Raw genomic sequence first — 12,407 nt, forward strand, 5'->3', positions numbered from 1 at the left:
TTCAGGACTGTTTCCCGTCCGCCCCATCGTGGCCCCCGATCCTTGCGATGACCTTGCGGAAAGGCCGCCGATTGACGATCGCGAACCGACCCCGGCGGTGAACGTGGCGACATTCGACATCCGCCTGCTCGGCGACGTCTCGATCCTGGTCGACGGAGAGCCGAGAAAGCTCCTGCCGCAGACGGCGAAGGCCCTCGCCATGCTCGTCTCGGCCAAGAACCCGGTGCCGCAGAGCAACCTGGCGGCCGCGCTCGGGCAGAGCCCCGACTGGCCGGTGACCGACGTCGCACCGCCGCTGTCGCGGCTGCGCCAGGCGCTGACCGGCAGCGCGCTGGACATCCCTCCCGCCAAGTGGTCGCACGCCTACGAGCTGGTGGAGCGGGAGCCGGGCTACCTGGCGGCGACGCTGGACGCCCGCCGCTTCGAGGCCCTGCTGCGCCAGGGGCGCGAGCTGTACGACGCCGGCGACCTGGCCGCGGCGCTCCCGGCGCTAAGCTCGGCCGCGGCCGAATGGCGGGGCGCGCCGTTCGCCTCCCTGTCGGCCGGCTGGACGCTGCCATGGGTGTGCGAGACCTACCGCGCCAAACTGGAGGAGCAGCGCGACGAGCTGGTCCGGCTGGTCGCCCGCATCGCGCTGCGCCTCGGCCGCTACCAGGACGCCGCCTTCCTGGCCGAAGGCCCGGTCGGCGAGGGCGGCGGCGACACCACGGCCGTGTGGCTGCTGCGCTTCCTGGCCTCCCTGCGCGAGGACGGCGCGGCCACCGCGCGGCAGGCCGTCGAACGGCGCCGGCGGCTCGCCCGCGGCGACGAGGCCGCGCGCCGCGCCGGAGATCTGCTGGCCCTCCACGAGCACGGCTTCGACGTGTGCACCCCGCTCGGCGCCGGCGGCGAGGCGGCCGGCGGGTCCGGCGGCCCGGCCGTCCTGGTCGGCCGCCGGCGAGAGGTCCTGGAGCTGTCACGCCTCGTCGAGCGGCTGCGGGCGGGCGAGACCGCCGCGCTGGCCCTGTGCGGCCCCGGCGGCATCGGCAAGACGCGGCTGCTGCGAGAGACCGCCCGCCTGGCCGCCCGCGGCCGGCTGGAGGCCGTGAGCGTGATGTGCCAGGAGCTCGACGGGCTGCAGCCGTGGCGCGAGCTCGCCGCCCGGCTCTGGGCACACCTGCGGCGCGACCCGTCCAGCCCGCCCGAGCCGATCAGCGCCCAAGAACGCGACACCCTGGACAAGCTCATGTCGGCCGGGACGGGCGGGCCCCCCACCCGGCCCGGCCACGAACGCGACCCCCGCGAGCTGACCTTCCTGCTCACCGCCCTGCTGCGCCGGGCGGCCGGGCGCGGCCTGCTGGTGGCCTTCGACAACGCCCACCTGCTCAGCCCGTACGCCGAAGAGCTGCTCCAGCACGTCAGGCGAGGGCTCGGCGCCGTCCCGGTCGGGTTCCTGCTCGCCACCCGCGCCGAGGCGACCCACTGGAAGGAGGCCATGGACGCCCTCACCGTGGCTCCCCTGACCGAGCGCGAGGTGGCGCAGTGGCTCGGCCGGGTGTGGTCGCGCGAGCCGACGCCGGGCGAGGTCGAGCAGGCCGCGCGGGCGACCTCCGGCGTGCCGCTGGAGCTGTGCTCTCTGGGCGAGGCCGGCGACCTTCGTCCCGTCCACGCCGAATCCCCGTCCCCGGCCGGCCCGGCGTTCCACTGGCTGGCGGCGGCCGCGGTCACCGCCCTCGGCCTGGACGTCGACACCGCGCTGGTGGCCCGCATGCTCGGCCTCGAACCCGCCGAGGCCGACCGCGCCCAGGCACTCGCCGCCGCCGGCGGCGCCGTGGAGTGCCGCGAGCGCGTGCGCTTCCCCCACGACCGCTCCCGTGAGGAGGTCCTCGGCGAGCTCGACCGCGACCCCGCCCTGGCCAGGCGCCTGCACCGCCGCGCCTTCGAGGTGCTGACCGACCGCGCGGCCACCGGCGGCTGGGCCGACCCGGCGTTTCCCGTGCGCGTCGCCCAGCACGCCCGGGCCGCGGGAGACGACCTTCCGCAAGAGCGCGTCGCCGCCGCCTGCCTGGACGCCGCGCGGGCCGAGCAGCGCGGGTTCGGCGTCGACAGCGCCGTCGAGTGGGCGCAGTACGGCCTGCGGCTGCGGTGCGACGCCGCCACCCGCGTCGGCCTGCTGATCACGCTCGGGGACGCCGTCAGCGACGGCGGCGACATGGAGGAGGCCGGCCGCCGCTACCTGTCGGCGCACCAGGCCGCCGAAGGGCTGCCCGCCCTGGCCGCGGCGGCGGCCGTCCGGCTGGCGCGCAGGTGGTCGGCCCCCGGTCAGGTCGACCGGCAGCTCATCCACCTGCTCGGCGACAGCCTCGCGGCGCTGGAGCACGACGAGGGCGAGGAGGCAGCGCTGCTGCGCCTGCAGCTGCGGGCCCACCTGGCCAAGAAGCAGACCATGGCCGTCGCCCAGAGCGCCGCCGACCCCGTCGCCGGCGGCCCGCCGCCGGGCGTCGAGCTCGCCCGCGCGACCCTGCGCGAGCTGCCGCCGGGCGTCGACCGCCTGGTGCGCTGCGAGGTGCTCAACGAGTGCCGCTGGGCGCTGTACGACCACGCCCACCCCGCGGAGCTGCTCGGCATCGCCGACCAGCTCCGCGAGGCCGGCGTCCAGGCCGGGTCGGCGTACTTCCAGAGCGAGGGCCTGGTCGCGCTGGCCGTCGACCAGCTCAGGCTGGGACGGCTCAGCGACGCGCTGGGCACGGTGGACGACCACCGCATGCACGTGGCCCGCAACCCCCGCGCGCTCGGACCCTGGCTGCAGAGCACGCTCGACACCGTCATGGACCTGTGGAACGGCGACTTCCCGCGCGCCGAGGAGCGTCTGCTCGGCGAGTCCCTGCGCATGGTGGAGGAGCTGACCGCCGGCCACGCCGCGGCGGGCGAGACGCTGCGCCAGACGTGGATGGGGCAGTACTACTGGCTGCTGTACGAGAGGGGAAGGCTGGAGGAGCTGTTCGCCTCCGGGCTGACCCGGCAGATCGAGCAGCACGGCTACTTCCCGATCTGGCGGGCCGCGCACGTGCTCGCGCTGTGCGAGACCGGGCGGCACGACGAGGCCGCCGACCGGCTCACCGCCTTCGTCCGCGACACCGACGGCCTCGCCGCTCTGCCGCCGCACGGGTGGACGGTCGCGACCCTCGCGATGATCGCCGAGTCGTGCGCCATGATCGCCGAGGAGGCCGCCGGGCCGCACGGCGTCCACGGCGCGACCGGCCCGCGCCCCGCCGGCGCGGCCGGCGCGGATGAGGCACGCGAGGCCGTGCCGGGCGCCGGGCCGGACGACGTGCCCGGCCTGTGCGTGCCGCTGCTGCGCGAGCGGCTGGCCGCCTACGCCGACGAGATCGTGATGGCCGGCTGGCCGGCGGTGCTCCTGGGTCCGGCGACGCGCTTCATCGGGCTGCTGGCGCTGGCCGCCGGAGACGCGCCCGAGGCGCTGCGGCGATTCGACGAGGCGATCCGCATGGTCTCGGCCGCTCCCCCGCAGATGGCCCGGCTCCAGCTCGACCGCGCCCGGGCCCTTCGCCTGCTGGACCCCGCGGACGCCACCGGCGAGGCCACCCGCCTGCTGCACCGCGCCCTGCGCCTGGCCGACCGCCTCGGCATGCCGCGCGTGGCCGCCAGGGCCCGCGACCTGCTCGCCGTCCCTTGACCGGCGCGACTGCCCCTGGCCGGCGGCGCGCGGCGGCTCCGTCCGCCCGGCGGCGGCGCGTGGACCATAATGGCCGCATGGCGGCAGGGTTGCCGGGACGGTACGACGACATCGCCGAGCGGGTGCCGCGGTCGCTCGGCGACCTGCGGGGTCCCTCGGCCGGCGAAGTGGCGTTGCCGCTGCATCTGTGCTGGTCGGGCATGCGCGTGTTCGACGTAGGTGATCCGGCGATCCGCCTGGGCATGTACCAGATCGTGATCGCCGAGGGCATGCTGGCCGATGTGGAGGCCCACCTGGACGCGCGCCTGCTCGTCGACGTCTGGCCGAAGCTGCGCCGCCTGATCAATTCCGCGGCGCGGGCCGAGTGGGAGTCGCGGTTCCCCGCCCTGGCCGAGACGGCGAAGGCGCGGGAGGCCGAGGTCGCGGCCGAGCTGCGCCGCGCCCGCGAGGCGGTCCGGGCGCGGGCGGTGTCCTGATGGACATGCCGCCGTTCCACCGGCGCGTCCTGGACGCGGCGCTGGAGGTGTGCGACGAGCACGGCCTGGTGCTCGCGGGCGGGTACGCCATGCGCGCGCACGGGCTGGTGGAGCGCCCGAGCCAGGATCTGGACTTCGCCACCGTCGCCTTCACCCCGCTGGAGGACGTCGCCGCCGACCTCGCGCGGGCGCTGGAGCACGACGGGCTGGAGGTCGCCCACCAGCGCGGCAGTCCCCGGCTGGCCCGCATGACGGTGAGCGACCCGGTCACCGGCCAGTCCGCCGCCGTGGACCTGATGAAGGAGCCGCTGCAGCGACCGGCGGTCAAGATGGAGCTCTGCTCGGTGGCGAGCATGGACGACGTGGTCGGCATGAAGGTCGGCGCCCTGTGCGGCCGGGCCCTCCCCCGCGACTTCATCGACGTGCTCGCGGTCGCCGACCGGTACGGGCTGCCGGACCTGGAGCGGCTGGGCGCGCTGTTCGAAGACGGGTTCACGCTCGCGAACCTCGCGTTCAAGCTTGAGAGCGGCCTCACCCTCGACGACGCGCTGTTCGCCCAGTACGGCCTTGACGAAGATGAGATCGCCCGGGTGAAGGCCTTCGTCCTCGCCTGGTACGAGGACCTGTCGCTGCGCATCGCCGAGGAGACCGAGGTCGACCCCGAGCTGTGACACCGGCTGTGGGTCACCGCCCCGGTCCTTCGTGGCGGGAGCCGGGGTGCAGGCCGTAGCCGGCGGCGGTGAGAACGACCCCGGCGGCGACCGCCAGCAGGACCCATGCGGGCCCGGCGTACCCGAGCAGCACGGCGCCGAGGGAGGCGCCGCAGAAGATCGAGAGCACCGAGACGGCCCGGCGCAGGGCACGGGGATTGCTCCCCCCGGCCAGGCTGGACTCGGCGGCCAGGCCGGTGAGCGTGCGGGTCAGCACGGTCGTCGTCATGTCGGGGACGGCCAGCACCCGCACGATGGCGTTCTGCAGCCCCATCCCGACGGCGACCAGGGCGACCACCAGATGCCGGTGCCCCTCGGTCTGCAGGCCGAGCGCGGCGGACACGCCGGCGCCCAGGCCGGCCGCCACCGCCTCGGCGGCCAGGGTGAGCACGACGCGCGAGCGGCGGGAGGGGACGTGCACGGTGATCCGGCCGCCCGCGACCGCGCCGGTGAGAAAGGCCAGCAACGAGGTCAGCGACGCCGTCGCCGAGTAGCCGGGCACGCCCGCGGCGGCGAACCCGAGAATGACCACGTTGCCGGTCATGTTGGCGGTGAAGACGTGCCCGAGCGCCAGGAAGCTGACCGCGTCCACGCATCCGCTCAGCAACGTCAGCGCCGTGAGGGCCACGGGCAGCGGGTCGTAGGTCTTCCCCACCGGCTCGCTCACGATCGGCCGTCCTGCCAGGCCAGCGGGCTCATGACCGGCCCCTTCCCGTCGTCCGCGCCTACTTCGTGACGCTAACGCAGGCGGGCGCCGTCCCCCCGGACGCGGCCTTCCCGGCGCGTGCCGCCCTGCCTTGGCTCCCCGCCCGGGAGGGCCTTCCGCCCGGCGGGGACGAACCGTCCGGCGGGAACGGACCCGGACCCGGACCGGGGCCGGTGACCGCGCGGCGCGGAGAAGCGCCGGTGGACGACGCCCCGCTCAGCCGAGTGAACGGCGCACCGCTCAGCCGGCGACCGACCGCCCGCCCAGGTGCTCCCGCAGGAAGCGCAAGGTGGACCGGTGCAGGCGGGTTCGGTGCGGGACGGCGCCCCACCCGTGGTCGGCTCCCTCGACGACGTCGATCTCGGCGTCGCCGTCGTAGTGGTCGAGGTAGCGGCGGGCGTAGGAGATCGGCGCGATGTCGTCCCGGTCGCCGTGCACGATCAGCACGGGGCCCGCGTACGGGGCGCTGCGCCCGTAGACGTCCAGAGCGGCGATGTCGGCGACCAGGGCCGGGCTCATGCGGTGGCCGTCGGCGTCGAAGTAGCCGTGTTCCTTGATGTCCGCCGCGACGTCACGTCCCTTGACGCGGCCGGCTCCCACTTCGAAGGGGGCGACGGCGGCCGGCGACCAGAGGCACAGGGCGCGGATGCCCGGCTCCTCGGCGGCCACGATGCCGGCGACCACGCCGCCCATGCTCATCCCGACCAGGCCGACGCGATCGGGGTCGGCGAAGTCGAAGGCGCGCGCGGCCCGGACGACCGACCGCGTCTCGGCGATCTCACCGCTGATGGTGACGTCGAAGAAGTCACCGTCGCTCTCGCCGTGCCCGGAGAGGTCGAACCGCACCGAGGCGATGCCCTCGCTCTCCAGCAGCCGCGACATGAGGACGAACGAGCGGCTCTCCACGCGGTTGCCCGTGAAGCCGTGGACGAACACCACGACCGGCAGGCGCGTCCCGGACGGCCGCTCGGGCACGTGCACGGCGGCCCGCAACGTGAGCCCGTCGTGGTGGAACTCGTGGTGGCGGATCACCGTGCCTCCCGCGCGCACGCCCGAGATCTGTCGTCCCGACCCTATCGCCGAAGAGCCGGGGCGGCCGATCCCCCGGCGGAGGCGGATCCGTCGACGGTGTTCACGGGTCTGTGCCAGGGTTGCGTAGTGACCGATACTCCGTGGGAACCGCCATTGGCCGGCGACGAGGCCGCGCACCTGGTGGGCGCGCTCGAGCGACTGCGCACCACCTTCCGCTGGAAGGCCGACGGCCTGGACGAGGAGGGGCTGCGCGCCCGCGTCGGCGCCTCCACCCTCACCATCGGCCGCCTTTTGAAGCATCTGGCCGTGGCCGAGGACTACATGTTCAACGTCAAGTTCCAGGGCAAGTCGATCGGCTCCCCCTGGGAGGAGGACTGGGAGGGCGGCGACGACTGGCAGTTCACCTCCGCCGACACCGACGGTCCCGAGCACCTGTACCGGCTCTGGGACGACGCCGTGGCCCGTTCCCGCGCCACGCTGCGGGCCGCCCTGGCCGACGGCGGCCTCGGCCAGGAAGCGCACATCTCCACTCCGGACGGGGAGCACGCCAGCCTGCGCCGCCTGGTCTGCGACCTGATCGAGGAGTACGGCAGGCACACCGGCCACGCCGACCTGCTGCGCGAGGCGGTCGACGGCCGGGTCGGCGAGGATCCTCCGCCCGGCTGGCGCCCGGTGAGCTGAGCCGCGGTCCCGCGGGGCCCGCTATGCCGAGTGGCCGTTGCCGTTCAGCGCCTCGCGGCGGTACTTGCGGCCGGTGGTCTCGTGCACCCCGAGCGCCCGGGCGAGCGCGGCTCCGGTCATGCTCGGGTCCTGGGCGAGCAGGCCCGCCACCATGGCCCGCCGGTCCCGCTCGGTCTGCCCGTCGCGCACCGGTTCGTCGCCGCCCTGCGGCGGCGCCGCCCCCGGCATGGGCTCGATCACGGGCGTCGCCGGCGCGGCCGCTCGTGATGCCCGCTCGCCCGAGCCGGACGCCGCCGCGGGCGCGCCCGCCCCGGCCGCCTCGCCCGCCTGCCCGGCGGCCGGCCCGCTCGCCGGGCCCGCCTGTCGCCTCGGGTCCGCGTTCGCCGCACCGGTCCGGCCGGTCGCGATGAGGGCCCGGTCGGCGAGCTCGCGGCCCGAGCGGACCACCCACATGATGAGCTCGTAGGAGATGACCAGCGCGATCGCCGGCCACGCGGCGAGCGCCGCGGCGAGCGGGCCGCGCTCGATGCCGTGCAGGATGTTGGCCGCCAGCGTCGCGGCGATGCCGAGGGCGAGCGCCCACCGGGCCAGCGCCGGCACCTTGAGCCGATAGCGGGCGCACCACAGCAGCACCATGGACGAGGCGTAGATCATGCCGTCCACGGTGGCCGGCACCAGATGCGCCGACATCTCGTCCTCGGCGCCGTACTTCTCGATCACCGCGACGGCGTGCCAGTACGACACCCACGCCGCCACCGCCGCGACCGCCAGCACCACGACGGTCATCGACACCCGGATCAGCTGATCCCCGCCCCGACGGGCCTGCTTGATCTCGCTCACCCGAAGCATGGTCCCATGTCCGAAATGTCGGCGTGCCCGAAAGGTGACAAGCGGCCCGCGAATCACCCCGGACGAGCCGGCGAGGCCCGGCCGGCGGGTCGTCCTGTTCCGCTCATGCGGGCGGCTGGGCGGGTTCGGGCGTTCTCCCCCTCAGGTTGGGGGATGAGGGCGGGGCGGGGACGGCGAAGGATGGAAGGCGGGCATGTCCGTGCCCACTCGCACGCATGTCGGAAGGAGCGCGATGATCGGCATCGACATCCCTCTGTGGTCCGCGCGGTTGCGGGCGTGGCGGCGCGGCAGGTTGTGGAACCGGGAGGAGCTGGCCGGGCGGATGGCCGGCGCCGCGGACGAGGACACCCGGGACCGCCTGCCGTCCGGGGAGGAGCTGACCGCCGCGATCCGCGCGTGGGAGGCCGGGGAACGGCGGCCCGGCGGGCGGCAGGCGGAGCTGCTGTGCCGGGTGTTCGGCGCGCGGGAGGAGGAGCTGTTCGGCCAGGAGAGCGGGGAGCCTGCCGGGACGGCGTTGTGGCATCACCTCACCGGGGTCCCGCTGCTGCCGGGCCGGTTCACCGCCGAGGAGGAGGAGCGGACCGGCCGGGCGATAGAGGACCCCCGCCGGGCCGACGAGCGGACGGTGGCCTACCTGTCGGCCGTGCTGGAGGCCTGCGACCGGCCCGACCGGCGTCCGGCCGAGCCGGCGGGCGCGCTTTCCGCGGTGTTCGGCGTGCTCCAGGGGTTCCGCGGCGAGGCGGGGCCCGGCGTGCGAAGGGCTCTGATCACGCTGTCGTCGCAGGACGCGGAGGCGGTCAGCCGCATGTGGTACGAGGCCGGCGACCTGCGGCGGGCGCTGTCGTGGTCGGACCGGGCGCGCCGCTCGGCCGCCGAGGCGCAGGACGAGCGGCTGGTGGCCTACACCCTCGCCGGCCGGGCGGCGCTGACCGGGCCGGGCAGCGACCCGGGCGAGGTGGTGGAGATCGCGGTGGCGGCCCGCGAGCACGCCGTCCCCTCCCCGCGCCTGGACAAGGTCGCCCGCCTGCGCGAGGCCCTGGGCCACGCGATGGCGGGGGAGGAGGATCTGTGCCACCGCCGCCTCGAGGAGTCGGCCGAGCCTCCCGGCGAGGAGCCCGAGGAGCGGCCGAGGTTCGGTTTCGACTACTCCCCGTCCCTGCACGACCTGCTGGCCGCCGAGTGCCTGCTGGACCTCGGCCGTCCGGACGACGCGATCGAGATCCTGGAGCGGGAGCTGCCCTCGGCGGGGCTCAGCCGCGAGACGGCCTACGACCTGGCCCGCCTGGCGCACGCCTACGCCGACGCCCACGAGGGCGAGCGCTGCGCGCAGGCGGCGCGCCGCGCGCTGGACCTCGCCAGGAGGACCGGCGCGGCGCGCGCCATGCGGGAGCTCGGTGTCACGCGGGCAGCGACGTCCCGAGTTCCAGCGTCGACGGCAGCTCCGCGCGGCTGGTGATGTCCAGCTTGCGGTAGGTGCGCGTCAGGTGCTGCTCGACGGTGCTCACGGTGACGTAGAGCTTGTCGGCGATCTCGCGGTTGGTGTAGCCGGCGGCGGCCAGCACCGCGACCCGCCGTTCGGCGTCGCTGAGGATGGCGGTCACGTCCGCCGTCTCGGTGGCGGCGCCCGGCGCGGGGACGGCGCTCGCGTCCCCGTCGCGGGCGAGCGACCGGGTCAGCGGGTCGGCGTGGCACTCCTGCGCGACGGCGCGGGCCCGGCCGCCGATCATGCCGGCGCGGCGGTACTCGCCGAGCGCGTGGAAGGCGTCGGTGAGGTCCACCAGCACGCGGGCCAGCTCGTACCGGTCGCCGCCGGACTGCAGCAGGTCTCCGGCCTGGCGCAGCAGCATGGGACGGTGCCGGGGCTCGCTGGTCGCCGCGAGCAGCCGCATGGCGATGCCGTGCACGCGGGGGGCGGCGGTCCCGCAGCGCCTGATCTGCTCCTCCACCAGCCGGCGTGCCTGGTCGGGCCGGCCCAGGCGCAGGCACGACTCGGCGGCCTCTGCGCGCCACGGGATCAGCCAGGGGACGTCCAGGTCCCAGCGGCCCATCAGCTCGCCGCACCGCTGGAAGTCCCGCAGCGCGAGCTGCGGGTGCTCGGTGGCCAGGCTGTAGCGGCCGCGGGCGTGCAGGTAGTGCAGGCCCCAGCGGGTCTGGAACATGGCCTCGGGCACCGGCTGGTCGAGCAGGTCGTTGACGGCCTCGTACTTGCCCATCGCCGTCGAGGCGATCATCAGGCTGGACAGCGGGCCGCCGACGGCGACGCCCCAGCCGCTCATCGAGATGATGTCCAGGGCCAGCCGTCCGTGGAACTCCGCGCCCAGCATGTCGCCCTGGCGCAGGGCGATCTCGGCGCGGATGGCCGACAGCCGCGCCTGCCTGCTGGGCGCGTGCCGTGAGGACGCCTCGTCGATGAACAGGTCGCACCAGGGCGCCGCCTTGTCGGGACGGCCGCCGTAGGTGAGGGCGAGCAGGGCGCTCTCCACGGTGTCCATGGACACCTCGTCGAGCCGGGAGCCGCGCAGGATCCGCTCCACCACGGCGACGATCTCGTCGCGCGGCCCGCGGGTGAGCACGGCGGCCAGCGTGATCGCCGACTCCAGCCGGCGGTAGGCGGCCACGGACAGGATGGCCGCGCGGGACTGCTCGCCGCTCACCTGGGGCAGGTGCGACAGGAACGAGGTGTAGGAGCAGCGCAGCCAGGGCCGGGTGACCACCAGCTCGGTGACGGTGTCGGCGTCGAACTTCTCCCCCGACTCCGACGCCTCGGCCAGGTGCTTGAGCACCTCTTCCGCGTCGGCGAACCTGCCGTGCCACAGCAGGGCCTTGGCCAGCACGACGGCGTCGCTGCCGCGCAGGTTCCCCCGGTGCAGCGCGTCGGTCAGCTCGGGGAAGTGCCCGGTCGGAGTGCTGGGGTTGATGCGCCACTCGGCGCGCATCAGGGCGGTGGTGATCCTGACCCGCTGCTGCTCGTCGGAGCAGATGCGGCAGGCCAGGCGCAGGTAGGCGACGGCGGGCTCGACCTGGCCCTCGCGCAGGGCGTGGCGGGCGGCCTCTTCCAGGACGTCGACGGCCCAGGGCTGTTCGACCCGGCCGGCGTGCAGGATGTGGTCGGCGATCGCCGTGGTGGACCCGCCGCCGTCGTAGGTCAGCACCGCGGCGCGGCGGTGCAGGTCGGCCCGCTCGACGGGGTCGAGCTCGGCCAGGACGGCGGCGCGCGCCGACTCGTGGCGGAAGCGGCCCATGGACAGCAGGCCTGCGGCCGACAGCGAGTGCAGCTCGCGGCTGACGTACTCCTGTCCGGCGCCGAGCAGGCCGTCGAGCGAGTCGGGGTGGCCGAGGACGGCGAGGCCGGAGGCGACCTGGAGCATCTTGGGGTCGGCGCGGTGCAGGCACGAGACGACCGCCTGGCCGTACCCCTCGCCCGGCACCAGCTCGGCCGGGGCGCGTCCGGTGCTCCTGAGCGCGGTCTGGTAATCCTCGATGAGCCCGGACACCAGCAGCGGGTTGCCGCCGCTGAGGTTGTACCACTCGGCGGCGAACCGCTCGGCCGGCTCCTTGCCGGCCTGCTCGGCCACCACGCTCATGACGCCGGCCTGGGACAGCGGGGACAGCTGGATGCGCCGGCAGTGGGGCTGGCGGAGCAGCTCGGTGGGGAAGGACGTCTCGGCGTACCGGCCGTGGGTGGAGTGGCTGAACACCGCGACGATGGGGGCGAAGCGCACCCGGCGCGACAGGTAGGCCAGGCACAGCAGCGAGGCCCGGTCGGCGTGGTGCACGTCGTCCACGACGATCATCAACGGGTAGCGCTCGGACAGTTCGAGCAGCACGGTGCACAGGGAGTGGACGATCTGGGCGTCCACCTGGTTGAGCGGCTCGCCGCCGGAGGCCGTCGGCATGACGGTGCGGGCGCCCTCCTCCAGGAGGGCCATGGCCCGGTCACGCTCCTCCATGACGAGCGGAGCATCATGGATGAGCTGCCCGATCACGCCGAGGGGCAGGTCTCTCTCGGCCAGCGAGCCGGTCGCCATGATCGGCAGCGCGCCGAGCTCGGCCTGCTCGGCGAAGGAGTGCAGCAGGTCGCTCTTGCCGGTCGCGACCGTGCCGCTGACCAGGGCGACCCTGCCCTTACCCATGATTGCGCTGGCGAGGAGCCCCTCCAAGGAGGTCAGCGCCTCCTGTCGTTCGATCAGGCTCATGACGAGCCTCCCTTGTCGACGTTTACAGCTGTCGCCGCGTGGCGCCTTCCATTTGTCAGTACTTGTCCGAATTCGAAGTTG

The 12,407-nt window shown here is 74.9% G+C and carries 9 protein-coding genes; 5 read left to right on the forward strand and 4 right to left on the reverse strand.

Annotated features, from left to right (window positions below; all coding sequences use genetic code 11):
- Window positions 1-97: 97 nt before the first annotated feature.
- The 3 genes from ACZ6QO_RS26320 (at window position 98) to ACZ6QO_RS26330 (ending at window position 4,823) form a co-directional block, all read left to right on the forward strand.
- A complete protein-coding gene (locus tag ACZ6QO_RS26320) occupies window positions 98-3,676 on the forward strand; it encodes an AAA family ATPase (RefSeq protein WP_465854273.1) in 3,579 nt (1,192 codons plus the stop codon).
- Between the two features lie 77 nt (window positions 3,677-3,753).
- The gene (locus ACZ6QO_RS26325; protein ID WP_465854274.1) at window positions 3,754-4,152 is read left to right on the forward strand and encodes a hypothetical protein; all 399 of its coding nucleotides are present in this window, start codon (window positions 3,754-3,756) and stop codon (window positions 4,150-4,152) included.
- A complete protein-coding gene (locus ACZ6QO_RS26330) occupies window positions 4,152-4,823 on the forward strand; it encodes a nucleotidyl transferase AbiEii/AbiGii toxin family protein (protein ID WP_465854275.1) in 672 nt (223 codons plus the stop codon). The genes ACZ6QO_RS26325 and ACZ6QO_RS26330 overlap by 1 nt, the downstream gene beginning before the upstream one ends.
- 13 nt (window positions 4,824-4,836) lie before the next feature.
- On the opposite strand, the gene ACZ6QO_RS26335 is transcribed toward ACZ6QO_RS26330, so the two are convergent.
- Entirely contained in the window at window positions 4,837-5,529 is a 693-nt protein-coding gene (locus ACZ6QO_RS26335; RefSeq protein ID WP_465854276.1) for a YoaK family protein, read from the reverse strand.
- Between the two features lie 279 nt (window positions 5,530-5,808).
- Window positions 5,809-6,600, reverse strand: a complete 792-nt coding sequence (locus ACZ6QO_RS26340; protein WP_465854277.1) for an alpha/beta hydrolase family protein — start codon at window positions 6,598-6,600, stop codon at window positions 5,809-5,811.
- A gap of 126 nt (window positions 6,601-6,726) precedes the next feature.
- On the opposite strand from ACZ6QO_RS26340, the gene ACZ6QO_RS26345 reads away from it, so the two are divergent.
- The gene (locus ACZ6QO_RS26345; RefSeq protein WP_465854278.1) at window positions 6,727-7,281 is read left to right on the forward strand and encodes a mycothiol transferase; all 555 of its coding nucleotides are present in this window, start codon (window positions 6,727-6,729) and stop codon (window positions 7,279-7,281) included.
- A 21-nt stretch (window positions 7,282-7,302) separates the two neighbouring features.
- On the opposite strand, the gene ACZ6QO_RS26350 is transcribed toward ACZ6QO_RS26345, so the two are convergent.
- The gene (locus ACZ6QO_RS26350) at window positions 7,303-8,121 is read right to left on the reverse strand and encodes a DUF2637 domain-containing protein (RefSeq protein ID WP_465854279.1); all 819 of its coding nucleotides are present in this window, start codon (window positions 8,119-8,121) and stop codon (window positions 7,303-7,305) included.
- Between the two features lie 241 nt (window positions 8,122-8,362).
- On the opposite strand from ACZ6QO_RS26350, the gene ACZ6QO_RS26355 reads away from it, so the two are divergent.
- The gene (locus ACZ6QO_RS26355; RefSeq protein ID WP_465854280.1) at window positions 8,363-9,586 is read left to right on the forward strand and encodes a hypothetical protein; all 1,224 of its coding nucleotides are present in this window, start codon (window positions 8,363-8,365) and stop codon (window positions 9,584-9,586) included.
- Here the strand turns inward: ACZ6QO_RS26355 and ACZ6QO_RS26360 are convergent.
- Window positions 9,528-12,326: a helix-turn-helix transcriptional regulator gene (locus ACZ6QO_RS26360; protein WP_465854281.1), complete on the reverse strand. Its 2,799-nt coding sequence runs from the start codon at window positions 12,324-12,326 to the stop codon at window positions 9,528-9,530. The two genes, ACZ6QO_RS26355 and ACZ6QO_RS26360, sit on opposite strands and share 59 nt — an antisense overlap.
- Window positions 12,327-12,407: the final 81 nt, after the last annotated feature.

This window comes from Sphaerisporangium sp. NPDC049457 (assembly GCF_055586705.1).

Bases quoted from the DNA above. Each gene is read 5' to 3' on its own strand.
- ACZ6QO_RS26325 (WP_465854274.1), top strand. From the start codon at position 3,754: ATGGCGGCAGGGTTGCCGGGACGGTACGACGACATCGCCGAGCGGGTG.
- ACZ6QO_RS26330 (WP_465854275.1), top strand. From the start codon at position 4,152: ATGGACATGCCGCCGTTCCACCGGCGCGTCCTGGACGCGGCGCTGGAG.
- ACZ6QO_RS26355 (WP_465854280.1), top strand. From the start codon at position 8,363: ATGATCGGCATCGACATCCCTCTGTGGTCCGCGCGGTTGCGGGCGTGG.
- ACZ6QO_RS26360 (WP_465854281.1), bottom strand. From the start codon at position 12,326: ATGAGCCTGATCGAACGACAGGAGGCGCTGACCTCCTTGGAGGGGCTC.